Origin of the sequence: Pseudomonas lurida (assembly GCF_002563895.1) — a bacterium.
Lineage (GTDB): Bacteria > Pseudomonadota > Gammaproteobacteria > Pseudomonadales > Pseudomonadaceae > Aquipseudomonas > Aquipseudomonas lurida.
In genome coordinates, this window is the sequence record NZ_PDJB01000001.1 from 3,798,866 (window position 1) to 3,825,865 (window position 27,000).

Annotated in this window: 24 protein-coding genes and 1 pseudogene; 14 read left to right on the forward strand and 11 right to left on the reverse strand. The window is 61.8% G+C overall.

What is annotated here, in order from left to right:
• Window positions 1-68: 68 nt before the first annotated feature.
• The 7 genes from ATH90_RS17145 (at window position 69) to ATH90_RS17175 (ending at window position 7,249) form a co-directional block, all read left to right on the forward strand.
• Window positions 69-998, forward strand: a complete 930-nt coding sequence (locus ATH90_RS17145) for a DMT family transporter (RefSeq protein WP_034106921.1) — start codon at window positions 69-71, stop codon at window positions 996-998.
• A gap of 211 nt (window positions 999-1,209) precedes the next feature.
• A complete protein-coding gene (locus ATH90_RS17150) occupies window positions 1,210-4,131 on the forward strand; it encodes a monovalent cation/H+ antiporter subunit A (protein WP_034106922.1) in 2,922 nt (973 codons plus the stop codon).
• The gene (locus ATH90_RS17155) at window positions 4,131-4,475 is read left to right on the forward strand and encodes a Na+/H+ antiporter subunit C (RefSeq protein ID WP_003192163.1); all 345 of its coding nucleotides are present in this window, start codon (window positions 4,131-4,133) and stop codon (window positions 4,473-4,475) included. The genes ATH90_RS17150 and ATH90_RS17155 overlap by 1 nt, the downstream gene beginning before the upstream one ends.
• Window positions 4,472-6,154, forward strand: a complete 1,683-nt coding sequence (locus tag ATH90_RS17160) for a monovalent cation/H+ antiporter subunit D (RefSeq protein ID WP_098466862.1) — start codon at window positions 4,472-4,474, stop codon at window positions 6,152-6,154. The genes ATH90_RS17155 and ATH90_RS17160 overlap by 4 nt, the downstream gene beginning before the upstream one ends.
• Window positions 6,151-6,639, forward strand: a complete 489-nt coding sequence (locus ATH90_RS17165; protein ID WP_034106927.1) for a Na+/H+ antiporter subunit E — start codon at window positions 6,151-6,153, stop codon at window positions 6,637-6,639. Before ATH90_RS17160 ends, ATH90_RS17165 begins: the two co-directional genes overlap by 4 nt.
• The gene (locus ATH90_RS17170; RefSeq protein WP_005789171.1) at window positions 6,636-6,914 is read left to right on the forward strand and encodes a K+/H+ antiporter subunit F; all 279 of its coding nucleotides are present in this window, start codon (window positions 6,636-6,638) and stop codon (window positions 6,912-6,914) included. Before ATH90_RS17165 ends, ATH90_RS17170 begins: the two co-directional genes overlap by 4 nt.
• Window positions 6,911-7,249: a Na+/H+ antiporter subunit G gene (locus ATH90_RS17175; RefSeq protein WP_034106929.1), complete on the forward strand. Its 339-nt coding sequence runs from the start codon at window positions 6,911-6,913 to the stop codon at window positions 7,247-7,249. The genes ATH90_RS17170 and ATH90_RS17175 overlap by 4 nt, the downstream gene beginning before the upstream one ends.
• Window positions 7,250-7,314: 65 nt before the next feature.
• On the opposite strand, the gene ATH90_RS17180 is transcribed toward ATH90_RS17175, so the two are convergent.
• The gene (locus ATH90_RS17180) at window positions 7,315-7,773 is read right to left on the reverse strand and encodes an HIT family protein (protein WP_098466863.1); all 459 of its coding nucleotides are present in this window, start codon (window positions 7,771-7,773) and stop codon (window positions 7,315-7,317) included.
• A 113-nt stretch (window positions 7,774-7,886) separates the two neighbouring features.
• On the opposite strand from ATH90_RS17180, the gene ATH90_RS17185 reads away from it, so the two are divergent.
• On the forward strand, window positions 7,887-8,216 hold the full coding sequence (locus tag ATH90_RS17185) for a winged helix-turn-helix transcriptional regulator (RefSeq protein WP_034106931.1): 330 nt from the start codon (window positions 7,887-7,889) through the stop codon (window positions 8,214-8,216).
• Here ATH90_RS17185 and ATH90_RS17190 read toward each other — a convergent pair.
• Window positions 8,213-8,995: an SDR family oxidoreductase gene (locus ATH90_RS17190; RefSeq protein WP_098466864.1), complete on the reverse strand. Its 783-nt coding sequence runs from the start codon at window positions 8,993-8,995 to the stop codon at window positions 8,213-8,215. The two genes, ATH90_RS17185 and ATH90_RS17190, sit on opposite strands and share 4 nt — an antisense overlap.
• Before the next feature lie 179 nt (window positions 8,996-9,174).
• On the reverse strand, window positions 9,175-9,843 hold the full coding sequence (lepB, locus tag ATH90_RS17195; RefSeq protein ID WP_034106935.1) for a signal peptidase I: 669 nt from the start codon (window positions 9,841-9,843) through the stop codon (window positions 9,175-9,177).
• A gap of 112 nt (window positions 9,844-9,955) precedes the next feature.
• Between lepB and ATH90_RS17200 the strand changes: the two genes are divergently transcribed.
• From ATH90_RS17200 to ATH90_RS17210, 4 genes and pseudogenes are all read left to right on the forward strand, one after another.
• Window positions 9,956-10,507 (forward strand): dihydrofolate reductase family protein, encoded by a 552-nt coding sequence (locus ATH90_RS17200; protein WP_098466865.1) that lies wholly within the window; start codon window positions 9,956-9,958, stop codon window positions 10,505-10,507.
• Between the two features lie 98 nt (window positions 10,508-10,605).
• Window positions 10,606-10,770: pseudogene (locus ATH90_RS29960) on the forward strand (peptidase E); the annotation flags it as partial.
• A gap of 65 nt (window positions 10,771-10,835) precedes the next feature.
• Window positions 10,836-11,075 (forward strand): Type 1 glutamine amidotransferase-like domain-containing protein, encoded by a 240-nt coding sequence (locus ATH90_RS29965; protein ID WP_397457501.1) that lies wholly within the window; start codon window positions 10,836-10,838, stop codon window positions 11,073-11,075.
• Window positions 11,076-11,376: 301 nt separating this feature from the next.
• A complete protein-coding gene (locus ATH90_RS17210; RefSeq protein WP_098466866.1) occupies window positions 11,377-11,712 on the forward strand; it encodes a DUF6124 family protein in 336 nt (111 codons plus the stop codon).
• Between the two features lie 213 nt (window positions 11,713-11,925).
• Here ATH90_RS17210 and cysS read toward each other — a convergent pair whose 3' ends face one another.
• Both cysS and ATH90_RS17220 read right to left on the reverse strand, forming a co-directional pair.
• The gene (gene cysS / locus ATH90_RS17215) at window positions 11,926-13,314 is read right to left on the reverse strand and encodes a cysteine--tRNA ligase (protein ID WP_069077707.1); all 1,389 of its coding nucleotides are present in this window, start codon (window positions 13,312-13,314) and stop codon (window positions 11,926-11,928) included.
• A 42-nt stretch (window positions 13,315-13,356) separates the two neighbouring features.
• Complete coding sequence (locus ATH90_RS17220; protein ID WP_034106945.1) at window positions 13,357-15,057, reverse strand: glutamine--tRNA ligase/YqeY domain fusion protein; 1,701 nt, start codon at window positions 15,055-15,057, stop codon at window positions 13,357-13,359.
• Between the two features lie 249 nt (window positions 15,058-15,306).
• Here ATH90_RS17220 and ATH90_RS17225 point away from each other — a divergent pair, with 249 nt between their 5' ends.
• Both ATH90_RS17225 and lpxH read left to right on the forward strand, forming a co-directional pair.
• On the forward strand, window positions 15,307-15,810 hold the full coding sequence (locus tag ATH90_RS17225) for a peptidylprolyl isomerase (protein ID WP_034106947.1): 504 nt from the start codon (window positions 15,307-15,309) through the stop codon (window positions 15,808-15,810).
• The gene (gene lpxH, locus ATH90_RS17230; protein WP_069077709.1) at window positions 15,807-16,556 is read left to right on the forward strand and encodes a UDP-2,3-diacylglucosamine diphosphatase; all 750 of its coding nucleotides are present in this window, start codon (window positions 15,807-15,809) and stop codon (window positions 16,554-16,556) included. The genes ATH90_RS17225 and lpxH overlap by 4 nt, the downstream gene beginning before the upstream one ends.
• Before the next feature lie 137 nt (window positions 16,557-16,693).
• Here the strand turns inward: lpxH and ATH90_RS17235 are convergent, their stop codons facing one another.
• The 6 genes from ATH90_RS17235 to ATH90_RS17260 form a co-directional block, all read right to left on the reverse strand.
• Window positions 16,694-18,223, reverse strand: a complete 1,530-nt coding sequence (locus tag ATH90_RS17235; RefSeq protein WP_034106951.1) for a DHA2 family efflux MFS transporter permease subunit — start codon at window positions 18,221-18,223, stop codon at window positions 16,694-16,696.
• The gene (locus ATH90_RS17240) at window positions 18,223-19,425 is read right to left on the reverse strand and encodes an HlyD/EmrA/EmrK family protein (RefSeq protein WP_034106953.1); all 1,203 of its coding nucleotides are present in this window, start codon (window positions 19,423-19,425) and stop codon (window positions 18,223-18,225) included. The genes ATH90_RS17235 and ATH90_RS17240 overlap by 1 nt, the downstream gene beginning before the upstream one ends.
• Before the next feature lie 15 nt (window positions 19,426-19,440).
• The gene (locus tag ATH90_RS17245) at window positions 19,441-20,892 is read right to left on the reverse strand and encodes an efflux transporter outer membrane subunit (RefSeq protein ID WP_098466867.1); all 1,452 of its coding nucleotides are present in this window, start codon (window positions 20,890-20,892) and stop codon (window positions 19,441-19,443) included.
• Window positions 20,889-21,362: a MarR family winged helix-turn-helix transcriptional regulator gene (locus ATH90_RS17250; protein ID WP_034106957.1), complete on the reverse strand. Its 474-nt coding sequence runs from the start codon at window positions 21,360-21,362 to the stop codon at window positions 20,889-20,891. Before ATH90_RS17250 ends, ATH90_RS17245 begins: the two co-directional genes overlap by 4 nt.
• A 236-nt stretch (window positions 21,363-21,598) precedes the next feature.
• Entirely contained in the window at window positions 21,599-25,270 is a 3,672-nt protein-coding gene (locus ATH90_RS17255; RefSeq protein WP_098466868.1) for a translocation/assembly module TamB domain-containing protein, read from the reverse strand.
• On the reverse strand, window positions 25,270-26,997 hold the full coding sequence (locus ATH90_RS17260; RefSeq protein ID WP_034106960.1) for an autotransporter assembly complex protein TamA: 1,728 nt from the start codon (window positions 26,995-26,997) through the stop codon (window positions 25,270-25,272). The genes ATH90_RS17255 and ATH90_RS17260 overlap by 1 nt, the downstream gene beginning before the upstream one ends.
• Window positions 26,998-27,000: the final 3 nt, after the last annotated feature.

Genomic DNA, 27,000 nt, shown 5'->3' on the forward strand with positions numbered 1-27,000 from the left:
CGCAGTATACTGCCCAGCGTGCGGCGCATTGTGCGGTCCGTGCCTTTCCCTTGCAAGACCGAGCCGCCATGACCACCGCAAACGCCTCCCCTCGTTTCAACCGTTTCAGCAAAGCCGAATGCATCCTGGTGGTGATCACCATGATCTGGGGCGGTACCTTTTTGCTGGTGCAGCACGCGATGACCGTCAGTGGACCGATGTTTTTCGTCGGCCTGCGGTTTGCCGCGGCGGCGATCGTGGTGGGGTTCTTTTCCCTGCGCACCCTGCGCGACCTGACCCTGTTCGAGTTGAAGGCCGGGGTCTTTATCGGCGTAGCGATCATGTTTGGCTACGGCTTGCAGACCATTGGCCTGCAGACGATCCTGAGCAGCCAGTCGGCGTTCATCACCGCGCTCTACGTGCCTTTCGTGCCGTTGCTGCAATGGCTGGTCCTGGGCCGGCGCCCGGGGTTGATGCCGAGCATCGGCATCATGCTGGCGTTCGCCGGGTTGATGCTGCTGACGGGGCCTGCGGGCGCTTCGCTGAATTTCAGCCCGGGTGAAATCGCCACCTTGATCGGTGCGGTGGCGATAGCGGCCGAGATCATTTTGATCAGCGCATTTGCCGGCCAGGTGGACGTGCGCCGGGTGACCGTGGTGCAACTGGCCACCGCGTCGCTGTTGTCGTTCCTGATGGTGGTGCCGATGGGTGAAGCACTTCCAGGGTTTTCGTGGTTGCTGCTGTTCAGCGCGGTGGGCCTGGGCTTGACCAGTGCGGTGATCCAGGTGGCGATGAACTGGGCGCAGCAAAGTGTCTCGCCCACGCGGGCCACGTTGATTTATGCCGGTGAGCCGGTGTGGGCGGGCGTGGTGGGTCGGATCGCCGGGGAGCGCTTCCCGCCGATTGCGATGGTGGGGGCGGCGTTGATTGTGGCGGCGGTGATTGTCAGTGAGATGAAGACCAAGGGACAAAAAGCCCTCGAATTGCGAGATGAGCGGGAACAGGAACAACAGGGTTAAGGTCCGACGGGATGCGGTGGCTGTCAAATCGCCATCGCGGGCACGCCCAGCTTCCACAGAGAGCGATGTGGCGCGCTGGAATGGGGTCGCCTGAAACAATGCTAAATGAGCGGTTTCGGCCTACCTTGTAGGATCCTGCCACATCTTGCCGTTTGGTGATCGTGAAAGCGGCACGTATGATGCATCCCAAACTCCCGCAGATTAGAAGCCTATGTCTTTGATAGTTCTACTGCTTCTGCCGTTTATTGGCAGCTGTCTGGCGGCCTTGCTGCCGCACAACGCACGTAACACCGAGTCCCTGCTGGCTGGCCTTGTGGCCCTGGTCGGTACCGTTCAAGTTGCCCTGCTCTACCCCCAGATCGCCCACGGTGGCGTGATCCGCGAAGAATTCATGTGGTTGCCCAGCCTCGGGCTGAACTTCGTGTTGCGCATGGACGGGTTTGCCTGGCTGTTCTCGATGCTGGTGCTGGGCATCGGCACGCTGGTGTCGCTGTACGCGCGCTATTACATGTCGCCGGACGACCCGGTGCCGCGCTTCTTCGCGTTTTTCCTGGCGTTCATGGGCGCGATGCTCGGCCTGGTGATTTCCGGCAACCTGATCCAGATCGTGTTCTTCTGGGAACTGACCAGCCTGTTCTCGTTCCTGCTGATCGGCTATTGGCACCACCGCGCCGATGCGCGACGCGGTGCATATATGGCGTTGATGGTCACCGGCGCCGGCGGCTTGTGCCTGCTGGCGGGCGTTATGTTGCTGGGGCATATCGTCGGCAGCTACGACCTGGACCAGGTGCTGGCGGCGGGCGACCAGATTCGCGCGCATTCGCTGTACCCGGTCATGCTGGCACTGGTGCTGATCGGCGCCCTGAGCAAAAGCGCCCAGTTCCCCTTCCACTTCTGGCTGCCCCATGCGATGGCGGCCCCTACGCCGGTGTCGGCGTATCTGCATTCGGCGACGATGGTGAAGGCTGGCGTGTTCCTGCTGGCCCGCCTGTGGCCGTCGCTGTCCGGCAGCGAAGAATGGTTCTGGATCGTCGGCGGTGCCGGCGCCCTCACGCTCCTCCTCGGCGCCTACTGCGCCATGTTTCAGAATGATCTCAAGGGCCTGCTGGCCTACTCCACCATCAGCCACCTCGGGCTGATCACCTTGCTGCTGGGTCTCAACAGCCCGCTGGCTGCCGTCGCGGCCGTGTTCCATATCCTCAACCACGCCACGTTCAAGGCCTCGCTGTTCATGGCGGCGGGCATCATTGACCACGAAAGCGGCACGCGGGATATCCGCAAGCTCAGCGGGCTGGTGCGCTTGATCCCGTTTACCGCGACCCTGGCGATGGTGGCCAGTGCCTCCATGGCGGGCGTGCCGCTGCTCAACGGCTTCCTGTCCAAAGAAATGTTCTTCGCCGAAACCGTGTTCATTACCTCGACCGCCTGGGTAGAGTTTGCCCTGCCGTTGGTTGCGACCATCGCCGGCACGTTCAGCGTGGCCTACGCCCTGCGGTTCACCGTCGACGTGTTCTTCGGCCCTACCGCAACCAACCTGCCACATACGCCGCATGAACCGCCACGCTGGATGCGTGCGCCGGTCGAGCTGCTGGTGTTCACCTGCCTGCTGGTAGGGATCTTCCCGGCCCAGGTCGTCGGTTCGATCCTCGCTGCCGCCGCGCTGCCGGTGGTGGGCGGCGTGCTGCCGGAGTACAGCCTGGCGATCTGGCACGGCTGGAACGCGCCGATGATCATGAGCCTGGTGGCCATGTCCGGCGGCGTGGTGCTGTATTTGCTGCTGCGCAAGCAACTCAAGCGTGGCCGCTTCAAGTATCCGCCCGTGATCAGCTACTTCAACGGCAAGCGCGGCTTCGAGCGCAGCCTGGTAGTGATGATGCGCGGCGTGCGCCGGATCGAAAAACGCATCAGCACCAAGCGCCTGCAGACCCAGCTGTTCCTGCTGGTACTGGTCGCGGTCGTCGGCGGCATGATCCCGATGCTCAACAGTGGCCTCAGTTGGGGCGACCGGCCGAAGATCCCAGGGTCCATCGTGTTCGTGACCCTGTGGCTGCTGGCGATTGCCTGTGCCTTGGGCGCAGCCTGGCAAGCCAAGTATCACCGGCTGGCGGCCCTGACCATGGTCAGCGTGTGCGGCCTGATGACCTGCGTCACCTTCGTGTGGTTCTCGGCGCCGGACCTCGCGCTGACGCAGTTGGTGGTCGAAGTGGTCACCACTGTACTGATCCTGCTGGGCCTGCGCTGGCTGCCACGGCGAATCGAAGAAGTCTCGCCACTGCCCAGTTCGCTGCGCAAGGCACGCATCCGTCGCCTGCGTGACTTCCTGCTGTCCACCGTGGTGGGCGGCGGCATGGCGTTGCTGTCCTACGCGATGCTGACCCGCCAGACACCCAACGATATCTCCTCGTTCTACCTCAGCCGCGCCCTGCCCGAAGGCGGCGGCAGCAATGTGGTGAACGTGATGCTGGTGGACTTCCGTGGCTTCGACACCCTGGGTGAAATCACCGTGCTCGGCGCCGTCGCGCTGACGGTGTACGCCCTGCTGCGCCGCTTCCGCCCCTCCAAGGAAAGCATGCAGCTGCCTGCGCAACAGCGCCAGTTGGCGCCGGACGTGGCCACCGACCTGGTCAACCCGCGCCAGGCCAGCGACACCGCGTTGGGCTTCATGATGGTGCCGGCGGTGCTGGTGCGCCTGCTCCTGCCAATTGCGCTGGTGGTGTCGTTCTACCTGTTCATGCGCGGCCACAACCAGCCGGGCGGCGGGTTTGTCGCCGGCCTGGTGATGTCGGTCGCGTTTATCCTGCAATACATGGTCGCCGGCACGCAGTGGGTAGAAGCACAGATGAGCCTGCGGCCGATGCGCTGGATGGGCTTCGGGCTGTTCTCGGCGACCCTCACCGGGCTTGGTGCGCTGTTTGCCGGCTACCCCTTCCTCACTACCCATACTTGGCATTTCAGCCTGCCGGTGCTCGGCGATATTCATGTCGCCAGCGCCTTGTTCTTCGACGTCGGCGTGTACGCCATGGTCGTAGGCTCCACGCTGCTGATGCTCACCGCCCTGGGTCACCAGTCCGTGCGGGCCCATAAACCGAGCAACCAGGCCAAAGTGGTTGCCGCAACGGAAGGAGCCGCCTGATGGAAGAAGTCATCGCAATTGCCATTGGGGTCCTGGCGGCCTCCGGCGTCTGGTTGATCCTGCGGCCACGGACATTCCAGGTGGTGATGGGCCTGTGCCTGCTGTCGTACGGGGTCAACCTGTTCATTTTCAGCATGGGCAGCCTGTTTATCGGCAAGGAGCCGATCATCAAGGACGGCGTGCCGCAAGACCTGCTCAACTACACCGACCCGCTGCCCCAGGCCCTGGTGCTCACAGCCATCGTGATCAGTTTCGCCATGACGGCGTTGTTCCTGGTGGTACTGCTGGCCTCGCGGGGCCTGACCGGCACTGACCACGTGGACGGCCGGGAGCCCAAGGAATGAATTGGGTCAACCAACTGATCGTCGCTCCCATCCTGCTGCCGTTGCTCACCGCCGCACTGATGCTGATGCTCGGCGAAAAACGCCGTCCGCTGAAGGCCAAGATCAATCTGTTCTCCAGCGTCATCGGCCTCGGCATCGCGATCCTGCTGTTGTACTGGACGCAAAAAGGCGGCCCCGGCTCGATTGGCGTCTACCTGCCGGGCAACTGGCAGGTGCCATTCGGCATTGTGCTGGTGGTCGACCAACTCTCGGCGTTGATGCTGGTGCTCACCGGGATCATCGGCGTGAGCGCGCTGCTGTTCGCCATGGCCCGCTGGGACCGTGCCGGTACCAGCTTCCATGCGCTGTTCCAGATCCAGATGATGGGCCTGTACGGCGCATTCCTCACGGCGGACCTGTTCAACCTGTTCGTGTTCTTCGAGGTGCTGCTGGCGGCGTCCTATGGCTTGATGCTGCACGGTTCCGGCCGTGCGCGGGTATCGTCGGGGCTGCATTACATTGCAATCAACTTGCTGGCCTCGTCGCTGTTCCTGATTGGCGCGGCGATGATCTACGGTGTCACCGGCACGCTGAACTTCGCGGACCTCGCGCTGAAAATCCCGCTGGTGCCCGAGGCCGATCGCGGCCTGTTGCATGCCGGTGCAGCCATCCTCGCGACAGCATTCCTGGCCAAGGCCGGCATGTGGCCGCTGAACTTCTGGTTGGCACCCGCCTACTCTTCGGCCAGCGCGCCGGTGGCGGCGATGTTCGCGATCATGACCAAGGTCGGCGTGTACACCGTGCTGCGCCTGTGGACCCTGCTGTTCTCCGGCCAGGCCGGTGCGTCGGCGCTGTTTGGCGGTGATTGGCTGGTGTATGGCGGCATGGCGACCATCGTCTGTGCGGCGCTGGCGATGGTGGCGGCGCAGCGGTTGGAGCGCATGGCCAGCTTGAGCATCCTGGTGTCGGCCGGGATCCTGCTGTCGGCCGTGGGTTTCGCCCAGCCAAGCCTGACCGCCGGGGCGCTGTTCTATCTGGTCAGCTCCACCTTGGCGCTGAGCGCGCTGTTCCTGCTGGCTGAGCTGATCGAGCGCTCGCGCTCGGCCAACGACCTGCCGCTGGACGAAGAAATCGACGCGCTGCCCAAGGCCATGGAGTCCCTGCATCCACGGCCCGGCGTCAACCTCGATGATGAGCAGAAAGCCGTGGTCGGCCAGGTCATTCCCTGGACCATGGCGTTCCTCGGCCTGAGCTTCGTCGCCTGCGCCCTGTTGATCATTGGCATGCCGCCGCTGTCCGGATTTATCGGCAAGCTCAGCCTGTTGAGTGCGCTGGTCAATCCACTGGGCCTGGGCGTTAGTGTCGATGAACCGATTCGCCCCGCGGCCTGGGGCCTGGTGGCACTGCTGATCCTCTCCGGGCTGGCGTCGCTGATCGCTTTCGCACGGCTGGGCATCCAGCGCTTCTGGACCCCAGAGGAGCGCCCATCACCGCTGTTGCGCCGCTACGAGTGCGTGCCGATCTTCTTCCTGCTTGGCCTCAGCATTCTGCTGACCTTCAAGGCCGAACCGCTGATGCGCTACACCCAGGCCACCGCCGTCAGCCTGAACAACCCGGAACACTATGTGATGGCGGTGATGGCGACCCGTCCGGTGCCAAGCCCTGAAGCCCAGGCGGCCGCGCTGGAGGTGCAACCATGAAGCGACTGTTTCCAGCCCCATGGCTGTCCCTGGCGTTGTGGGTGTTGTGGCTGGTGCTGAACCTGTCGGTCAGCCCCGGCAACCTGCTGCTGGGCGCCGCCCTTGGCTTTCTTGCGCCGCTGATGATGGCACCGCTGCGCCCCTTGCCGATCCGCATCCGTCGCCCCGGCGTGATCATCCGCCTGTTTTTCCTGGTGGGCCGCGATGTGATCGTCTCCAACCTGCAAGTGGCGTGGGGCGTGCTGATGTGCGGCTCGCGCCCGCCGCGTTCGCGCTTCATCAAGATCCCCCTCGACCTGCGCGACCCCAACGGCCTGGCCGCACTGTCGATGATTACCACGGTGGTGCCCGGCACCATCTGGTCGGAACTGGCGCTGGACCGCAGCATCCTGCTCTTGCACGTGTTCGACCTGGAGGATGAAGCGCCCTTCATCGAGCACTTTAAGACCACCTACGAGCGGCCCCTGATGGAGATCTTCGAATGAGCGCCCTGCTCTCCAATGCGATCCTGTTCAGCCTGTTCCTGTTCTCGCTGGCCATGGTGCTGACGCTGATCCGCCTGTTCAAGGGCCCTTCGGCCCAGGACCGGGTACTGGCGCTGGACTACTTGTACATCCTGGCGATGCTGATGATGCTGGTGCTGGGCATTCGCTATGCCAGTGACACCTACTTTGAAGCGGCGCTGTTGATTGCGCTGTTTGGCTTCGTGGGCTCGTTTGCCCTGGCGAAATTCCTGCTGCGTGGGGAGGTGATTGAATGATGCCGTTGTGGATGGAAGTAGCCGTCGGGGTACTGCTGGTGTTGAGCAGCGTGTTTGCGCTGATTGGCGCCATCGGGTTGTTGCGGATGAAAGACTTCTTCCAGCGCATGCACCCGCCGGCGCTGGCGTCGACGTTGGGTGCCTGGTGCGTGGCACTGGCATCGATCATCTATTTTTCGGTGCTCAAGTCCGGGCCGGTGTTGCACGGGTGGTTGATTCCGATCCTGTTATCGATCACCGTGCCGGTGACCACACTGCTGCTGGCCCGCACGGCCCTGTTCCGCAAGCGCATGGCCGGTGATGATGTGCCGGCCGAGGTCAGCAGCCGCCGCTGAGTCCTCAGAAACACAGAGGTCCAAAGGTGGGAGGGGGCAAGCCCCCTCCCACATTTTGAACTGTGTCAGGCAAAAGATCGGATTCTGACCGCCAATTCCGCCAACCCCTCATCATCGGCCCGCACATGATCGTGGGACGAGATGTACCCTTCATATGCCTCGAAGAACTTGTCCACCTTCGAACTCAGCGGCTTGAAGGTACTATCGCCGCCGGTCCCATGCATGGGAAACAACTTCGCATGCAGATGATCCACCCCATACCCTTCCAGCATCATCCCCGTACGGGCCACATCGGGAAACGCACGGTCGATCTGAAGCGCGGTTTTCTTCGCTGCAACGGCAAGCCCGGCCAACACCTCATCCGGCTGCGCAAACGCATAGCTGCCGTAGTGCTGCTTGGGGATCACCACGCTGAAACCCGGTGTATTGGGGAAAATCGAGAGAAACGCCATATGCTGGTCGTCTTCCCACAGAATGTGCGCTGGGGAGGTCTTCTTAACAATGCTGCAAAAAATACAATCCATTTAAATCACCGCCAGTTTCATCGTGGGTTTGGTCGTGTCGACCATCTAAAGCTAGGATGCGGCAGGCGTCAAAATAAATAGGCACTTTCAGATATGTCCGAAGGACACATGCGATGAGCACCCTCTACACCCCCGCCACCGCCGCGGCCGACGTTGAAACCACCCTTGCCTGGCTCGGCGGGCGCTGGAAACTGATCATCCTGTTCCACCTGTTCGGCGGTCAGGTGCAGCGGTATTCTGACCTCGAGCGGCTGATCCCGGACATCTCGCAGAAGATGCTCGCCCAGCAACTGCGCCAGCTCGAAGCCGATGGCCTGGTGCATCGCACCGTCTACCCGGTGGTGCCGCCCAAAGTCGAATACCGCATGACCGAGTGGGGCCAGAGCCTGTGCCCGGTGCTGGATGGCCTGCTCAAATGGCAGGCCGCCAAGCCGACGAGTTAGACCGTAGGCACGGTACCGCCGTCGATCACGTACTCGGTGCCGCTGATCGACGCGGCGCGGGGCGAGACCAGGAAGGCAATCAAGTCGGCCACCTCCCGGGGCTTGGCCGGGCGCCCAAGCGGAATACCGCCCAAGGCCTGCATGATGATCTGCTTGCCACCCTCGTAATCCGTTCCCGCCTGCTCCGCCAGACGCTCAGCCAGCGCCACCGCCGCGTCGGTCTCCACCCAGCCCGGCGAAACCCGCACCACTCGAACCCCCTTGGGCGTCACTTCTTTCGACAAGCTCTTGCTGTAGGTCGCCAACGCCGCCTTCGCCGCGGCATACGCCGTGGTCGACTCCGGCAACGGCAGCTCCCGCTGGATCGACGTGACATGAATAACCACCCCTGCCCCTCGCTCGATCATCCCCGGCAACAGCGCCCGATCCACCCGCACCGCCGCCATCAGGTTCTGGCCGAGTGCACTCGCCCACTGCTCATCATCGAGCACCGCAAAACCACCGCCTGGCGCGCTGGAGCCGCCGAGCACATTGACGATGATATCGACGCCGCCGAAGTGGTTTTTCACCGCCTCGGTAGCACTGGCACAACCTGCGGCAGTGGCCAGGTCGGCGACGATGAAATGCACGCCTTCGGGCGTCGAATCCGCCGCTGAACGCGCGACCGAAATTACTTGGGCACCTTGTTCACGCAACACCGCCACCACGGCGGCGCCGATACCTTTGGTGCCACCGGTGACCAGTGCACGAAGGCCTTTGAGGCCAAGATCAAAACTCATGGAAACGACTCCTGGGTAAACGAAGACCGCAGGATAGGAACCGGGCGCGCAGGCCACAAGAACGCACGAAAAGGTAATGGGCTCACTGAAAAGTAAGTGCCTGGATTCCGGGGCCCTCATAACACGCCCACCCGTAGAAGCCGGCTTGCGAGCACCTACAGATGCAATGCCCCCCGTCATTACAGGATCGGCGCGCCGAATCTGCTCAGGCGTGGCATCCAGTGATCCAGGATCTGCGCCGACGCCAGGACATGATGTGCCCGTCCGATCAGCAGCCGACGCGGCACGACGCCGATATACCGGGAGTCATCGCTGTTATCACGGTTGTCCCCCAGCATGAAATAACTGTCGGCCGGCACCACCACCGGCCCGAAGTTGCGCAACGCCCGCACCGTTGGCATGAACTGCACGGTGCGCTGACGGTTGGCCACCCGTTCACTCAGCTTGATCCCCGGCACCGTATGACCGGGAACAATGGGCTCACTGATGTCTTGCGCGTCACTGTAAGTGGCCGGCACGCCGTTGACCCACAACACCTCGTCTTTCATTTCCAGGGTGTCACCGGGGATGCCGACAATGCGCTTGATCAGGCGCATGCCATCCTTGGGCGATGAGAACGTGACCACATCACCGCGCTGTGGGTTATCGAGTTTGGCCAGGGAGATATCCGTGAGCGGGACCTTGAGGTCATACGCCACGCGGTTGACCAGCACCACATCGCCCTCCAGTAAAGTCGGGCGCATGGAGCCGGAGGGAATGGGGTTCCAGTCAGCCAGGGAGGTACGGAACACGCCGAAGCACAACCAGAAAATAATTGCGTAACGGTAACGGATCAGCCAACTTCGCATACATCCTCGCACGACAGAAAGGGGCATCAGGACTGTTTCTTGGACGCCCGGTTTTTGCACGCGCGGATTAAATCAACATTAGCGTCCACGCGCACTAAAAGGAGTTTTCGCCATGGATATCCGATGTTCAGTCTTCATCGCAGCCAGCATCGACGGCTTTATTGCCCGCCCGAACGGTGATATCGAGTGGTTGCACCTACCAGAGTACGAAACCGCCAAGTTGAACGGCGTGACCTATGAACGCTTCATCGCCACGGTCGATGCACTGGTAATGGGTCGCAAAACCCTGGAGAAAATCTTGTCCTTCCCCGAGTGGCCCTACGAGGGCACGCCCGTCATTGCGCTCTCCCACCAGCCTCTGCAGATCCCTGCGCACCTGGAGGGCAAGGTCGAGGTCATGGCAGGAGACGTCACCTCACTCGTGGCAACATTAGCCGAGCGCGGCATGAAGCACCTCTATATCGACGGAGGCCAGACGATCCAGGCGTTTCTTGAAGCGGGCCTGGTCAATGAACTGATCATCACACGTATCCCGGTTTTACTCGGGCAAGGGATTCCACTCTTCAGCCAGATCGGTCGACAACTTGAGCTTCGCCATATCGGCACGCATGAGTCGGACAATGGTTTTGTTCAAAGTCGGTATCAAGTGATGCAATCTTCATAGCGGCGGCAGACACTCATATCGCGCAAGACGGACAGGAGGTCAGGATGACTAAGCACATTATTGTTATCGGCGGCGAGTCCACCGAAGACATGCAGCGTATGACACGTATCGATAAACACATCGTCGCGTCATCAGGCAAAACTCACCCTACTGTGCTCTACATCTCCACCGCCAATGGCGATGACCGAATCAAGATGTCCGATTTCACCGACAAATATGAAAGCGCTGGCTGCCGTGTAACCACGCTGGCATTTTTCATTTCACCCTTCCCCACCGCCAATCATGTTTCATCACTCTTTGAGCAAGCCGACATTATTTACGTACCAGCTTGCTGCCAGGAGCACTGTGTCCGCATTTCAGCTCAGAAGCAGGAAGGGAAACGTCGTTTGTCGAGCTTGTTCAGCGTGAGGGGATACGGCCCGCCTACGCAGTCGATGATGGCGTCGCTTTGCATTTCAAGGACGGCAAGTACCACGAGACGATCTATAACGACGCCGCTAGTAACGCCTATAAAGTCAGTACAAGGCCCCCCTACCTAGCACAGGTATTGCAAACTTCAGGTGGGTAAACGCAGCAAGGAAATTTCCGACAACGTTTTAGGGTTGTCGCTCGGAAGATCGCTGCCTAATCCTCGGTGGTCGCTGCAAATTGAGCGACCGGGTTTCGCAGCCCGGTTAAACTCTAGACGCACAGCGTCCACCTCAAGATAGCGGGCGCTTTTTTATGCCTGATGTTATGGCGGCTGTGCGCGGGATACCTTCGGGTATGCCGGGTGCCTAGAGTCCCGGTCTGCGAACCTGCGCACAGCTGCCACCCGGGTATCGTTTCGCAGCGATGGGTGGTAGCTCCAATACTCTAGGAGCTTCGTCATGATCAAAGACAGTCCGAAACCGCCGTCAGACTCAGCCGCGTTTCACACTGCGGCTCATCGAGCAATTAACCACTATCTGAACCCACCTGAGAAACCAGAGCCTTCTACTGAGGACCATAGTTTATTTACCGTACGCGAAGGATTAGACGTCGAGACGCTGCTGGTCAACGCGTCGGAGGATCTTGCCTCGGTTCAAGCGCTGGCAAGCCATTTGGCTTTTGAGATCGACGGCAATCCTCGCAGCGTGGCCTTGGGAATGTGTCGGATGCTGGAGGGGATCCAGCTAATGGTGGATAAAACACTAAGCCTCAAAGACCACCCAACTCACACATAAATCTGAAACCGAAGAGTTCGCAAAGTGGGCACGGTAAAAACTGGGGGAGCTGGCTTGCCTGCGATTGCGGTGGGTTAGTCAACATTTCCGGTGACTGACACGCCGTCATCGCAGGCAAGCCAGCTCCCACACTGGACCGAGTGAGCCGTTAAAACGGTGTGCAAAAAAAACGCCCCGAACCAGTCGGGGCGCTTTTTGTTCAGCGTTTACCGATCAGGCCTGATCAGCCAACCGCCACGTCGTCCCACCCTTGCCGTCTTCCAACACCACACCCATCGCGGTCAGTTGGTCACGGATACGGTCGGATTCTGCCCAGTCTTTGTTAGCCCGTGCAGCCAAACGCGCCTGGATCAACGCGTCCACTTCAGCCGCATCCACACGCCCTTCGGCGCCGGCTTGCAGGAAGTCATCGGCTTCCATCTGCAACACGCCCAGTACGCTCGCCAGTTCTTTCAAGCGCGCTGCCAGGCCCGCCGCTGCGTCGAGGTCGCTCTCACGCAGGCGGTTGATCTCGCGCACCATTTCGAACAGCACGGCGCAGGCTTCCGGGGTGCCGAAGTCGTCGTTCATGACCTCGGTGAAGCGCGCAACGAACGCTTCGCCGCCTGCAGGTGCCACGGATGGCAAGCCTTTCAACGCATGGTAGAACCGCTCCAGGGCGCCCTTGGCGTCCTTGAGGTTGTCTTCCGAGTAGTTGATGGCGCTGCGGTAGTGGCTCGACACCAGCAGGTAACGCACCACTTCCGGATGGTACTTTGCCAGCACGTCGCGGATGGTGAAGAAGTTGTTCAAGGACTTGGACATCTTCTCGCCATTGATGCGGATCATGCCGCAGTGCATCCAGGCATTGGCGTAGGTCTTGCCGGTGGCGGCTTCGCTCTGGGCGATTTCGTTTTCGTGGTGCGGGAACTCAAGGTCGCTGCCGCCGCCATGAATGTCGAAGGTGTCGCCCAGGCAGCAGGTGGACATCACCGAGCATTCGATGTGCCACCCCGGACGGCCGGCGCCCCATGGCGACTCCCAGCTTGGCTCGCCGGGCTTGGTGCCTTTCCACAGCACGAAGTCGAGCGGGTCCTGCTTGGCTTCATCGACTTCGATGCGTGCGCCGATGCGCAGGTCTTCGATTTTCTTGCGCGACAGCTTGCCGTAGCCCATGAACTTGGCAACGCGGTAGTACACGTCGCCATTGCCCGGGGCGTAGGCATAACCCTTGTCGATCAGGGCCTGAATCATCGCGTGCATGCCAGGGATGTGGTCCGTGGCACGCGGTTCCATGTCCGGCTTGAGGATGTTGAGGCGCGCCTCGTCCTCGTGCATCGCGGCGATCATGCGCTCGGTCAGCGCGTCGAACGACTCGCCGTTTTCATTGGCGCGGTTGATGATCTTGTCGTCGATGTCGGTGATGTTGCGCACATAGGTCAAGTCATAGCCGCTGAAACGCAACCAGCGGGTCACCAGGTCGAAGGCAACCATGCTGCGGCCGTGGCCGATGTGGCAGTAGTCGTACACGGTCATGCCGCACACGTACATGCGCACCTTGTTGCCATCCAGCGGCTTGAAGACTTCTTTGGTTTTGCTCAGCGTGTTGTAGATCGTTAGCACGATGCTTCCTTTTCTCTCTATGCAAAGCCGCTCACGGCTGCATCACTGGCCCCACGAATCACGCAGGGTCACGGTACGGTTGAATACCGGCTGACCTGGTTTCGAGTCCTTGATATCCGCGCAGAAGTAACCTTCGCGCTCGAACTGGAAACGGTCTTCCGGCTGTGCGTCGCCAAGTGATGGCTCGGCACGACAACCCGTGAGTACTTGCAGGGAGTCAGGATTGATGTTGTCGAGGAAACTGGCGCTGTCTTCGGCCTTTTCAGGGTTCGGCGAGCGGAACAGGCGATCGTACAGGCGCACTTCGCACTCGATGCTGGCAGCGGCCGGCACCCAATGGATCACGCCTTTGACCTTGCGGCCTTCAGGGTTCTTGCCCAGGGTGTCCGGGTCGTAAGAGCAACGCAGTTCGACGATGTTGCCATCGGCGTCCTTGATCGCTTCGTCGGCACGGATAACGTAGCTGCCGCGCAGGCGCACTTCGCCATTGGGCTCCAGGCGCTTGTAGCCCTTTGGCGGCTCTTCCATGAAGTCATCGCGGTCGATGTAGATTTCACGGGCGAACGGCAGCTTGCGCACGCCGAGTTCTTCTTTCTGCGGATGACGTGGCAGCTCGAGGTGGTCGACCTTGTCTTCCGGGTAGTTGGTGATCACGACTTTCAACGGACGCAGCACGCACATGGCGCGCGGGGCGTTCGCGTCGAGGTCCTGGCGAATGCTGAACTCAAGCATGCCGTAGTCGACCACGCCGTCGGAACGGTTGGTGCCGACCATCTCGCAGAAATTGCGGATCGATGCCGGGGTGTAGCCGCGGCGGCGGAAGCCCGACAGCGTCGACATGCGTGGGTCGTCCCAGCCGTTGACGTGCTTTTCATCGACCAGTTGCTTGAGCTTGCGCTTGCTGGTGATGGTGTAGTTCAGGTTCAGGCGGCTGAACTCGTACTGGCGCGGGTGTGCCGGTACCGGCAGGCTGTCGAGGAACCATTCGTACAGCGGACGGTGGCTTTCGAACTCCAGGGTGCAGATGGAGTGGGTGATGCCTTCGATGGCGTCCGACTGACCGTGGGTGAAGTCGTAGTTCGGGTAGATGCACCACTTGTCGCCCGTCTGGTGGTGATGGGCGTGGCGGATGCGGTACATGATCGGGTCGCGCAGGTTCATGTTCGGCGAGGCCATGTCGATCTTGGCACGCAGCACGCGGGCGCCGTCCGGGAACTCGCCGGCGCGCATGCGGTTGAACCAGTCCAGGTTCTCTTCTACCGAACGGTCGCGGAACGGGCTGTTCTTGCCCGGCTCGGTCAGCGTGCCACGGTATTCCTTGGCCTGCTCCGGGGTCAGGTCGTCAACATAGGCCTTGCCGGCCTTGATCAACTCGACGGCCCAGTCGAACAGCTGGTCGAAATACTTGGAGGCATAGCGCACTTCACCGGACCATTCGAAGCCCAGCCACTTGATGTCGCTTTCGATGGCGTCGATGTATTCCTGGTCTTCCTTGGCCGGGTTGGTGTCGTCGAAACGCAGGTGCGTGACGCCACCGAACTCCTGGGCCAGGCCGAAGTTCACACAGATCGACTTGGCGTGACCGATGTGCAGGTAACCGTTGGGCTCTGGCGGGAAGCGGGTGACGATCTGCGTGTGCTTGCCCGAATCCAGGTCCGCCTGGATGATCGGGCGCAGGAAGTTGACCGGGACGGCAGGTCCGGCCTTGGAATTCGAGGTAGGGTCGACAGTGGGCTTGCTCATAGGATCCTTGAACAGACAGGTTCGTGGCCGGTTGGGGCCAGACAAAACAAAGGCGATATCATAGCTGATGCTGTCAAGACACTGACAGAGCGCGGCCAAAAACTGCTGCTTTAATTGCCCCGGCGGTAAAAAACCACCTCGAAATTCCCGCCGGGCACGCTAAACTGCGCCCCTTGGCCGCAGTTTCGCCATACCGGTCGCGGTGCCCAGGCGCCCAAACCCACGAATTCCCTGAAAAGAGTAGTGAACATGACTCAAGTCAAACTGACCACCAACCACGGTGACATCGTCATCGAGCTGAACGCCGAGAAAGCGCCGATCACCGTCGCCAACTTCATCGAGTACGTGAACGCCGGCCACTACGAAAACACCGTTTTCCACCGTGTCATCGGCAACTTCATGATCCAGGGCGGCGGTTTCGAGCCTGGCATGAAAGAAAAGAAAGACAAGCGTCCAAGCATCCAGAACGAAGCGGACAACGGCCTTTCCAACGACAAGTACACCGTCGCCATGGCCCGTACCATGGAGCCGCATTCGGCCTCCGCGCAGTTCTTCATCAACGTCGCCGACAACGCCTTCCTGAACCACAGCGGCAAGAACGTGCAGGGTTGGGGCTACGCGGTATTCGGTAAAGTCACCGAAGGCCAGGAAGTCGTCGACAAGATCAAGGGCGTGCAGACCACCGGTAAAGCCGGTCACCAGGACGTTCCGGTAGAAGACGTTATCGTCGAGAAAGCCGAGATCGTTGGGTGATATTGCTGATTTCAGATTTGCATCTGGAAGAGGAGCGCCCGGATATCACCCGGGCGTTTCTGGATCTGCTCCACCACCGCGCCCGAGGCGCCCAGGCGTTGTACATTCTGGGGGACTTCTTTGAAGCCTGGATTGGCGACGATGGGATGACCCCCTTCCAGCGTTCGATTGGCGCAGCCCTGCGCGAGCTGAGCGACAGCGGCACCCCGATTTTCATCATGCATGGCAACCGCGATTTCCTGATCGGCAAGGCGTTCTGCAAAGCTGCAGGTGCCACCTTGCTCAAGGACCCGAGTGTCGTGCAGCTCCATGGCGAGCCCGTGCTGTTGATGCACGGCGACAGCCTCTGCACCCGCGACGTCGGCTATATGAAGCTGCGGCGCATCCTGCGCAACCCGATTGTGCTGTTTATCCTGCGGCACCTGCCGCTGGGCACGCGCCATAAACTGGCACGCAAGCTGCGCAGTGAAAGCCGCGCGCAGACCCGCATGAAAGCCAACGACATCGTCGATGTGACCCCCGAGGAAGTGCCACGGGTGATGCAGCAGTTTGGCGTGCGCACCCTGGTCCACGGCCACACCCACCGCCCCGCCATTCACAAGTTGCAGATTGGCGACCAGGCGGCCAAGCGCATTGTGCTGGGGGATTGGGACAAGCAGGGTTGGGCGTTGCAGGTGGATGAGCAAGGGTTCCAGTTGGCGGCGTTTGACTTCGTCAATCCGCAGTTGGCGTTACCTGGAGCCTAAGCCCAGGCCCGACACCCTTCAACTGTGGCAACTGGCTTGCTTGCGATGCAGACACCTCGGTGTCTCAGATGCATCGAACTGAAGCTATCGCAGGCAAGCCAGCTCCCACAGTGGATTGCATTCCAACGCTATGACGGTCAGTGGCCGGAGGCCTCCGGCCCCGCCTTCGCCCCAAACGGCGGCTTGGCCAGCCACACCAGCAACATCAACCCCATGAACATCCACCCCAGCAACGTGAAGTAATCCACGGTGGACATCATGTAGGCCTGGCTGGTGAGGATCTGGTCCAGCTGCGTGTAGGCCTTCTGCCCTGCCCCGCCCAACGCCTGCAGGGCATCGCGGGTCGCGGAGTCATAGGTGGTCATGTTCTCGCTCATGTACGCATGGTGCTGGTCCGCACGGCGAATCCAGATCCAGGTGGTCAGCGAGGCCGCGAAGCTGCCGCCCAGGGTCCGCAGGAAGGTCGCCAGGCCCGCGCCGTCGGCAATCTGCTGTGGTGGCAGATCGGACATCAGGATGCTGAGCGTCGGCATGAAGAACAGCGCCACGCCGATGCCCATGAACAGCTGCACCAGGGCGATATGCTGGAAGTCCACCTCATTGGTGAAGCCCGCACGCATGAAGCAGCTCAAGCCAATCGCCAGGAACGCCAGGCCTGCCAGCAGGCGCAGGTCGAACTTGTGTGCGTACTTGCCGACGAACGGCGACATCAGCACCGGCAGGATACCGATCGGCGCGACCGCCAGGCCCGCCCACGTGGCGGTGTAGCCCATCTGGGTCTGCAACCATTGCGGCAGGATCAGGTTGATGCCGAAGAAACCCGCGTAACCGAGGATCAACACGATGGTGCCGATGCGGAAGTTGCGATAGGCGAACAGCCGCAGGTTGACCACGGGGTGTTTGTCGGTGAGTTCCCAGATGATGAACACCGCGAGGGCAATCACCGAAATCGCCGCGCCAATGATGATGAAGTTGGATTCGAACCAGTCCAGGTCGTTGCCCTTGTCGAGGATGATCTGAAGGGCGCCGACACCGACGATCAGGCTCAACAGCCCCACATAGTCCATTGGCTGGAAACTGGTGACCACCGGACGTTTCTTCAACTGCGAACGCACCACCATCACCGCAAAGATCCCGATCGGCACGTTGATGAAGAAGATCCACGGCCAACTGTAGCTGTCGGTGATCCATCCGCCGAGAATCGGCCCCGCAATCGGCGCCACCACCGTGACCATCGCCAACAGCGCCAGGGCCATGCCTCGCCGCGCGGGCGGATAGACCGCGATCAGCAGCGTCTGGGTCATCGGGTACAACGGCCCGGCCACCAGGCCTTGTATGACCCGGAACGCGATCAGCTCGGGCATTGAGGTGGAAATACCGCAGAGGAACGACGCCAGCACAAACAGCAGGGTCGCCCACAAAAACAGCTTCACCTCGCCAAACCGGCGGCTCAACCAGCCGGTGAGCGGCAAGGCGATGGCGTTGCTCACCGCAAACGAGGTGATCACCCAGGTGCCCTGCTCCGAACTCACGCCGAGGTTGCCGGAAATAGTCGGCAACGCCACGTTGGCGATGGTGGTGTCGAGCACCTGCATGAAAGTCGCCAGCGACAGGCCAATAGTGGCCATCAACAGGCTGGGTGGCGTGAAGGAGGCGTTATTGCTCATCAGCGTTGCGCAGCCTTGGGTGTTGCCGTGCTGTTGTCATGAATCAACTGATTGATCATGGCGTCAGCCTCGGCCAATTGGCGGTCGTACACGTTGGTGGTGAACGACGCCTTTTGTGGCGCCTGTTGCGCCAGCACCGGGCCGCTCTGGTCGTGCAGGTCCACGTTGACCACCGTGGAGAGACCTACGCGCAGTGGGTGCTTGGCCAGCTCTTCGGCGTTGATATGGATGCGCACCGGCACCCGTTGCACGATCTTGATCCAGTTACCGGTGGCGTTCTGCGCCGGCAGCAGGGCAAACGCGCTGCCGGTACCGGCGCCCAGGCTGTCCACGGTGCCGCTGTACTTCACGTCACTGCCATAGATGTCCGACTCGATGTCCACCGGTTGGCCAATGCGCATATCGCGCAGCTGGGTTTCCTTGAAGTTGGCATCGATCCACAACTGGTTCAGCGGGATCACCGCCATCAACGCCGTGCCGGGTTGCACACGCTGGCCCAGTTGCACGGTGCGCTTGGCGACGTAGCCGGTGACCGGTGCAATCAAGGTGCTGCGCGCATTGGTCAGGTAGGCCTGGCGCAATTGCGCGGCCGCCGCCTGCACATCCGGGTGGGAGCTGATGACCGTGTCATCCACCAGCGCGTTGCTGGTTTTCAATTGCTGCTCAAGGTTGGTCAGGGCGTTCTTGGCCGCCGTCAGGCTGTCACGGGCGTGAGACAGTTCTTCCTGGGAGATCGCCCCGCCCTGGGCCAGGGTCTTGCGACGGTTGAAGTTGTCTTGGGCGGTTTGCACGTCGGCTTTCTGTGCATTGACCTGGGCCTTCATGCCATCGACGTTGCTGTACAGCCCCCGCACCTGGCGCACGGTGCGGGCCAGGTTGGCCTGGGCGCTCTGCAGGCCAACGGCGGCGTCGTTCGGGTCGAAGTTGACCAGCACCTGGCCTTCGTGGACCAGGTCGCCATCATCGGCGCCGATGCTGACCACGGTCCCTGTCACCAGCGGGGTGATTTCAACCACGTTGCCGTTCACATAGGCATCGTCGGTGCTTTCGTTGAAGCGGCCGTAGAGCTCATACCAGCCCCACACGCCGACCACGCCGAGGATGACGATCAGCGCCAGGCCGATCAGCATCACTTTGCGTTTGCGTGGGTTGTTGTCTTGTTTGGGTTGTTCGCTTGCGTGGGTGTTTTCGGCAGTGGCCATGACAAATACCTCAAATTATTCCGTGCGTGTGGCTGGGGTGGTCGCTGCCACGTTGTCGGCGCTGTAGCCGCCGCCCAGGGCCTGCATCAATTGAATCGACAGATCGATCTGCGCCGCATTCAGGGTCGCCAGCTGACGCTGGGCCTGCAGCAATTGCTGTTCGATGCTGAGCACATCCAGGTAGTTACCGATCCCGGAGCTATAGCGCTGCACGCCGGTGTCGTAGGACTGCCGGGCAATGTCCGCAGCGTGTTGCTGGGCCTGGATCTGCCGGCCGGTGTCGCGCAGTTGCGAAAGGGTGTTGCCGATATCGCCCAAGGCTTGCACCAGGGTCTTGTTGTACTGGGCCACGGCCAGGTCGTAGTCGGCGTCACGCGCATCGAGGTCCGCGCGCAGCCGCCCGCCGTCGAAGATCGGCAGCGAGATCGTCGGTGCAATGTTGAAGAAGCGGCTGGCCGAACCGAACATCGCATCACCCAGCAACGACTCGGCCCCGGCGCTCGCGCTCAGGTTGAGGTTGGGGTAGAAGCGGGTCTTGCTCGCATCGATGTTTTTGCCTGCAGCCTCGACACGCCAGCGCGCGGCAATGAGGTCCGGGCGACGGCCGAGCAGCTCGGCCGGCAGCACCGACGGCACGGCGACGGCGCTGGGTTTCAGCACGGCGGGCCGGGCCAGTTCATTGCCACGGTCCGGCCCCTTGCCGAGCAACACCGCCAGGGCAATCTTGGCGCTTTGCAGTTGTTTTTCCGCATCGATCAATTGCGACTGGGAGCTGGCTTCCAGGCTTTCGGTCTGCTGGTACTGGTACTGACTGTCGATGCCCGAGTTCAGGCGGCGCTTGCCCAGGTCGAGCATCTGCCGGGTACGCTTGAGGTCGTCGTTGGCCAGGTCCCGCACGATATGGGCCTGCCCCAGGTCGCTGTAGGCCTTGGCCACATTGGCGGCCAGGGTCAGGCGTGCCGCCTGCTGATCGACCTGGGCGGCACGCGCCTCACCCAACGCGGCCTCCCAGGCAGCACGCTGGCCACCCCAGAGGTCGAAGTTGTAATTGAAGCTGGCGCCGACGTTGCGCACGGTCGAATAGGCATCACCTTCACCGCGCGGGTCCTGGTCTTTGGCCAGGCGTGAACGGCTGACACCCGCGCTGGCGTCCAGGGTCGGCATGCGCTCGGCGTCTGCAGCGTAAGCAGCGGCTTCGGCCTGATGGGCACGGGCGCTGGCGACTTGCATGTCGGGGCTGTTTTCCAGGGCTTCCTGGATCAGGCCGTCGAGCTGTGGGTCGCCGAGGCTTTTCCACCAGTCGGCGGTGGGCCAGGCGGCACTCGACAAGGTCATGCCGCTGAGGGATTTACCGGTTTGCAGGGTGTTGGCGTCGAGGCGTTTGCCTTGGGTGTCGAGGCCACTGTAGTTGGCACAACCGGCCAGTGTCATCGCCACCAGCACCAGGCTGAATGCGCGTGTGTTCATGAATTACCTACCCGCTGGATGACGATGGCGTCACCTGCTGCGACGAGAATTTTCTTGAGGATGTTTTCCAGGGTTTGCAGCTCGCCGGGCTCCAGGGCGCCGGCCAGTTCGTTCATCGACTGGGCGCCAATGTGCGGCAGCATGTCCGCCAGGCGCTGGCCGTCTTCGGTGAGCACCAGCCGCACCTGGCGCCGGTCCTGCTCGGAACGTTGGCGCGCCAGCAGGCCCTTTTGTTCCAGGCGGTCGAGCATGCGGGTCATGGAGCCGCTGTCCAGGGACAGGTTGCGACACAGCTCCGCCGGGGTATCGACGTCGAACTGGGCAATGATGATCAACACCTTGAACTGCGCAGCGGTCACGCCGTGCGGCTCCATATGGGTGTCGATAATGCGGTCCTTGAGCAGCGCCGCCCGGCCCAGGAGCAGGCCGAGATGGCAGTTGCGAAAGCTGTCAGGGGTGAAGTGGGGCATCGGAAGTCACCTTATTACTGCCTAGGCAGTGAATGTATGACAAGATGTTACTGCTTAGGCAGCGAATGTCAAATGGAATTATTAGCTTGCTTGGTAATTGCGCGACAGGCGGGCTGGAGGGCTGGCACATGTGAAAAGGGGCTTGCCCCCGATGGCGGTGTTTCAGTCAGCCCCCACTTGACTGACCCACCGCCATCGGGCGCAAGCCCCCTCCCACTTTGTTAACCGAGCAAGGTTCAGAAATCGCGTTTGTAGAAGATATCCAGGGAGCTGGCCACGCCGCTCGCCACTTCCAGGTAGACCTTCTTGCTCAACAGGTAGCGCAACGCAATCGTGCTGGCCGGTTCGAACACCCCGACCCCGTAACGCAGGCTGAGTTTCTCGGTGATCTTGCCGCTGGCTACCACGGCGGTGTTGTTGCCGCTGCCCTGGGTGTCGAGGTCGAAGTCCTGGATGCCCAGCTTGTTGGCAAGGTCCGAGGTCACTCCGGCGCTGCCCATGAGGCCCAGGCCCAGTGCAGCTTGGGCCAGCATGTTGTTATCTTCGCCGGTGCTGCTCAACGGACGGCCCAACACCAGGTAGGACAGTGCCTGCTCCTGGCTCATGGCCGGCTCGGAAAAGATTTGCGTCGTGGGTTGTTCGGCGCTGCCGCTGAGGCGGATGCCGGCCACCACATCGTCGGTCTTGCGGATCGCCTCAATGTCCAGGTACGGCTGGTCAAGGGGCCCGGCGAACAGCAAGCGCGCGCGGCGCACGTCCAGCCGCTGCCCATAGGCTCGGTAGCGACCATCGTTGAGCCACAGCTCGCCACGGGTGTCGAGGTTGTCGCCGATATGCACCTGGCCTTGCACCTTGGCGGTGAGACCGAAGCCGGAGAAGTTGAGCTTGTCTTCACCCACCACCACGTCGATGTCCATGGCCATCGCCATTGGCGGCTTGCCCTCTTCGGTCTGGCTACCGACGATCACGGTGTCATCGGAGACCTTGACGGTGGACGGCGGCAGTTCGCGCACCGTGATATCGCCACGTGGGATGTGCACTTTGCCGGCGACGGCCAGCTTATCGTTCTTCAGGCTGATTTTCAGGTCGGGCGCCACTTCCAGAACGGCGTATGGCTCGACCGTGACCGGCAATTGCGAGCCTTGCAAACTCAGATCCACCACCAGCGCCTGGCCCCAGTCGATCTGGCCCTTGAGGCTACCCTGCCCCGCCTTGCCGCTGCGCCAGGCGCCGTTGAGCTGCACACTTTCGCCCGCAATCAGCGCTTGTACATTCAAGCCTTCGAGACTGATGGGCAGTTCCGGGCCCGACACCTCGCCTCCCACCAGGTTCACGTTGCCGTTGACCTGGGGCGCCAGCAAGCCACCGGAGATACGGCCGTTGCCATTGAGCTTGCCGGTGAGGGTTTCCACCATCGGCACAAAGGGTCGTGCCACCGCGAGGTCGAGGCCGGCGAGGCTGAAGTTGCCGGTGATGGGCTTGTTTTTCGGCAAGGGGTTGATCTGCGCCTGCACCAGCAATTCACCGAGCTTGCCACCGCGGAAGTTCAGCTGTGTGTCGATGCGCTTGGGGTTGAGGGTGGTTTCCAGCTTCAACGTGTCATACGGGAAATCCAGCCACTGGTCCTTCTCCTTGACGCGCAGGGTGCCGCCACTGGCGTCCACCGAGACCACGCCTTTGGGGCCGCTGTCCGGCAGGTCCAGTTGAAGGTCGGCGTTGAGCTTGCCCTGCCAGGCAAAATCCTTGGGCAAGAACGCCGCCAGGCTGTCGATGGGGAATTGTTTGAGGTGGTAACGCAGCTTCGGCTCAGGCATCAGGCGCTGGTCTTCGCCGCACAGGCTGGCAGGCCCGGACACCCAACAGTGCGCGGCGAACGTGAGCTTGCCATCGGCCAAGCGCTCGATCTTCGCTGGCGCCTGCAGCTTCCAGTCCTGGCCTCCGGCTTGTACATCACCACTGGCCAGGCGCCCGCGCCAATTGCCCTTGTCGAGATTGCCGTCCAATGCCAGGGCCAGCTTGACCAGCGGGCCGGCCAGGTCCAATTGGACTTTCTGGTACTTGATATCGCCTTGGGCGCTGGCGGTCAGGGTGCCGACCTGGGTGTCGCCGGACTGGATGCCGCTGCCCTTGAGGTCGATCTTGGCGCGCTGGGCGTTATCCAGGTTGGCGTCGAGGGTGAGGCTTTGCAGGCGATTGTCAGCAAACGCCAGTTGCTGGCCCTTGAGGGCGAGCTTGCCCTGCGGGGCGTTGAGGCTGCCCGCCACGTCGAGTCGGCCGTTGACCTGGCCGCGCAACTGCGGCCACAACTGGGCCAGGCGCGCCAGTTTGATATCGATCTGCCCGGCCAGGCGTTGTTGCAGGCTGCCACTGCCATTGATGCGGTTGTCGCCCAGGCGGATATCCAGGTTGGCCAATGTCCATTGCTCGCCCGCCCCTTCGGCCTTGGCTGCCAGTACCGCGGTTTGCCCGCGAAGGCGCCCCTTGAGGTCGAGGTCGGCATCCAGCTTGAGGTGCTCGTTCTTGAACTCGCCTTTGCTGCGCAGCGGCCCGGCCAGGGTACCGGGCAGTTCAGCCACCCAGTACGCCGGGTTCAGCGCCGACAGGTCGAGCGCCGTGTCCCAGGCAATGCCATCGGCAAATTGCAGGTTAAGGTGGCCTTCGGCCTTGCCTTGGCCGGCGGTCAGTTTCAGCTCGGGCAAAAAGACCTGCTTGAGGTCGCCACTGAACGGCGTGACCACATTGAACTTGCCCGCCGGGCCATCGAGGTCGGCCTTCAGGTTGCCCAGGTAGTTGCCGTCTTTGTAGGAGACCTCGCCATTGAACGTACGCAAGGCGACTTGCGGCTCGTCAATGACCGGGTAGAGGCGATGCCAGGGGAAGTCCAGCCAGTCGATCTTGGCGTCGGCGCTGAACCCTTGTTGCCAATCCAACTGGGCCGTCAGCTTCAGGCTTTGCTTGTCACCGGCACTCAGGTCCAGGCCGGCGATCTGCGCGCCCTTGGCGTCGACCTTGCCTTGCAGCAGCAAGTCCACCGGACCTTTTTCCGCCGGCAACACGGCCTTGCCCATCAATTGGTAACCGCGGTTCAAATCACCTTTGGCGGTGAGGTCGAGTTGATTGAGTTGCAGCGTGTCGGGCAGATCGGCGCTGGGCTTGAAGCCGTCGGCGGTGATGTGCAATTGAGCCGGGAGATTTTCCACCAGCGGCTGCAGCTCTGCGCTGAGCTTGGCCGGCAGGTAGCCCGTGCTGTCGGCGTCGAGCTTGAGGGTCTTGAGCAAATCGCCGTCGACCTTGAGCGCCACCTTCCACGGTGCACCGCCTGGCGCATACGGCAGGCTCAGGTTACCGCTGGCGCTCAACGGCCAGTCGCCGGTGGGTTGCAGCAGGCCGGCCAGGTCCAGCACCAGGTCATCGCGCTGCAGGTGCACCGAGTCGATCTGCAGGCCGGCGGCGGTCCAATGCGCCGCCAGTTGCAGGCCCTTGAGTTCCTCGCTGCCGTTGAACAGCAGGCTACCGACGCGAACGTCGCCCACTTGGATCGACACCGGCAACTTCACGTCGGGCAGTTCGATTGGTCCGCTGCTGTCCTCGGTGCTCGGTGGAAATTGCAGGCTGACCTGCTCCACGTCCAAGCGGTCAATGCACAAGGTCATGCGCAACAGGCACGCCGGTGACCAATCAAACTGGGGCGCCTGGAGTTCGACGCGACTGCTGCCCTGCTGCCACAGTAAATGCTCGGCGCTCCACTGGCCGCCCAGGTGGCCCTGGAAATTTTCCACGCTCAAGCCCGGTACGCGGGCCAAAGCCCAGCGGCTGCCCGCCTGGGTGCCAAGTACCGCCCACAGCGCCAATAACAACACGGCAAGGCTGGCCACCACGGCCAGCCCCGCTATTTTCACACCACGCATCACAGCTCAGGCCCCATGGAAAAGTGCAATCGAACGCCGCCCGGGTCTTCCAGGGCATGGGCTAGGTCAAGGCGGATTGGGCCGACCGGCGAGACCCATCGGATACCCACGCCCACGCCGGTTTTCAGGCTGGGCAGTTCCAGGGAGTTGAAGGAGTTGCCCTGGTCGATAAAGGTCGCGATCCGCCATTTCTCGGCGATGGAATATTGATACTCGGCACTCAAGGCCACCATGTAGCGGCCACCGATGCGGTCGCCACGATCGTTCTCGGGCGACAACGTCTGGTACTCGTAGCCACGTACGCTCTGGTCACCACCGGCAAAGAAACGCAAGGACGGCGGCACGGATTTGTACCCATTGGTGGCACTGCCGCCCACCTGCGCGCGCGCGAGGAAGCGGTGGTTGTCCCACAAGGTGGTCAGCCCTTTGACCATGGCCGTGCCGTAGAGCAGGTTGGTATCGGAACCCAGCCCTTCTTTCGCCACCTTGGTGTCGAATTGCAGACGGTAGCCGTGGTGCGGGTCGATGCGGTTGTCACTGCGCAGGTAGGAGTAACTGATCCCCGGCATGACCAGGTTGCTCAGGCCGGAGTCATTGCCCAGGCGATATTCTTCGCGCTGGTATTTGAGCGAAATCACCCGGGTCCAACCGCTCGGCAACTTGCTGTGCCACTCGGGGCCGAGGGTGAGCAATTTACTCAGGGTGTCGGTGTTGGCGATTTCTTCATTCTGATAACCGCCGGCGAAACGCAGCTTGTCGGTAAGCGGCGGGTCGAGGGGGATGTCGTACCACAGGCCAACGTTCTGCCGTGGCGCCGACAGCTCGGCCTCCCAGCCATAACTGTGGCCTTGAGGGTTGACCCAGTGGCGGGTCCAGTTGGCTTTGCCGCGCGGGCCGACGTCAGTGGAGAACCCCAGGCCCAGGCCCATGGTGCGTGGCTTGCGGGTCTCCAGGCGCACGGCGACAGGAATGATGTCATGCGTCGAAGCGGCCGGGGCGGCGTCCACGCGCACACCTTCGAAAAAACCGCTGGCCTGCAGGTTCTGGTTGAGTTCGGCGATCAGTTCGGAGTCGTAAGGCGTGCCACTTTTGAACGGCACCATGCGTTGCAGCAGTTCTTCGTCAAACGGTGTATCACCGGCAAAACTGACGTTGCCGAGGGTATAGCGCGGGCCGCTGTCGTAGACGAGTTCGATATCGGCGACGCCGGCCTGCGGGTCTACCGAGAGTTTCTGGCGGGTGAAGCGACCGCTGAAAAAGCCGTAGCGCGACGCCTGGTTCTGGATCAGACGCTTGGCGTCTTCGTAATGGCCATGGTTGAGCACGGCACCGGATTTGAGGTCGTCGCTGACGGGCACGCGAAAGGCCTTGAGGTCGGCGGCAGGGCCGTCGACCCGAATGGTCACGTTACGCAAATGCACCGGCTCACCGGGGTCGATGGTGAGGATCAGGCGCGGGTTCTTGCCGCCCTTCACGTCACTCTCGATCTGTGGCTGATAGAAGCCTAGAGCCTGCGCAGCTTTGCGCGCCTGCTCCTCGGCGCCACGGCTGAACCGCAGCAAGGCCTCTTCATCACGATCGCCCACCCCGCCGATATAGCCTTCGATGTTGGCTTTCAACGCGTCGTTTGCGGGTTTGATCCGCACGTCCAATTCGCTCTGCGCCAAGGCGCCGCAGCTTGTGAACAGCAGAACCAAGCCGCTGGTAAATCTTCCTGGAAACTTCATAGG

Coding starts and splice junctions, on each gene's coding strand:
- ATH90_RS17165 (WP_034106927.1), top strand. CDS start 6,151: ATGAAGCGACTGTTTCCAGCCCCATGGCTGTCCCTGGCGTTGTGGGTG.
- ATH90_RS17260 (WP_034106960.1), bottom strand. CDS start 26,997: ATGAAGTTTCCAGGAAGATTTACCAGCGGCTTGGTTCTGCTGTTCACA.
- ATH90_RS17220 (WP_034106945.1), bottom strand. CDS start 15,057: ATGAGCAAGCCCACTGTCGACCCTACCTCGAATTCCAAGGCCGGACCT.
- ATH90_RS17150 (WP_034106922.1), top strand. CDS start 1,210: ATGTCTTTGATAGTTCTACTGCTTCTGCCGTTTATTGGCAGCTGTCTG.
- ATH90_RS17200 (WP_098466865.1), top strand. CDS start 9,956: ATGGATATCCGATGTTCAGTCTTCATCGCAGCCAGCATCGACGGCTTT.
- ATH90_RS17210 (WP_098466866.1), top strand. CDS start 11,377: ATGATCAAAGACAGTCCGAAACCGCCGTCAGACTCAGCCGCGTTTCAC.
- ATH90_RS17160 (WP_098466862.1), top strand. CDS start 4,472: ATGAATTGGGTCAACCAACTGATCGTCGCTCCCATCCTGCTGCCGTTG.
- ATH90_RS17155 (WP_003192163.1), top strand. CDS start 4,131: ATGGAAGAAGTCATCGCAATTGCCATTGGGGTCCTGGCGGCCTCCGGC.
- ATH90_RS17235 (WP_034106951.1), bottom strand. CDS start 18,223: ATGAGCAATAACGCCTCCTTCACGCCACCCAGCCTGTTGATGGCCACT.
- ATH90_RS17250 (WP_034106957.1), bottom strand. CDS start 21,362: ATGCCCCACTTCACCCCTGACAGCTTTCGCAACTGCCATCTCGGCCTG.
- ATH90_RS17245 (WP_098466867.1), bottom strand. CDS start 20,892: ATGAACACACGCGCATTCAGCCTGGTGCTGGTGGCGATGACACTGGCC.
- lepB (WP_034106935.1), bottom strand. CDS start 9,843: ATGCGAAGTTGGCTGATCCGTTACCGTTACGCAATTATTTTCTGGTTG.
- ATH90_RS17190 (WP_098466864.1), bottom strand. CDS start 8,995: ATGAGTTTTGATCTTGGCCTCAAAGGCCTTCGTGCACTGGTCACCGGT.
- ATH90_RS17185 (WP_034106931.1), top strand. CDS start 7,887: ATGAGCACCCTCTACACCCCCGCCACCGCCGCGGCCGACGTTGAAACC.
- ATH90_RS17145 (WP_034106921.1), top strand. CDS start 69: ATGACCACCGCAAACGCCTCCCCTCGTTTCAACCGTTTCAGCAAAGCC.
- ATH90_RS17255 (WP_098466868.1), bottom strand. CDS start 25,270: ATGCGTGGTGTGAAAATAGCGGGGCTGGCCGTGGTGGCCAGCCTTGCC.
- ATH90_RS17170 (WP_005789171.1), top strand. CDS start 6,636: ATGAGCGCCCTGCTCTCCAATGCGATCCTGTTCAGCCTGTTCCTGTTC.
- ATH90_RS17180 (WP_098466863.1), bottom strand. CDS start 7,773: ATGGATTGTATTTTTTGCAGCATTGTTAAGAAGACCTCCCCAGCGCAC.
- ATH90_RS17240 (WP_034106953.1), bottom strand. CDS start 19,425: ATGGCCACTGCCGAAAACACCCACGCAAGCGAACAACCCAAACAAGAC.
- ATH90_RS17225 (WP_034106947.1), top strand. CDS start 15,307: ATGACTCAAGTCAAACTGACCACCAACCACGGTGACATCGTCATCGAG.
- ATH90_RS17175 (WP_034106929.1), top strand. CDS start 6,911: ATGATGCCGTTGTGGATGGAAGTAGCCGTCGGGGTACTGCTGGTGTTG.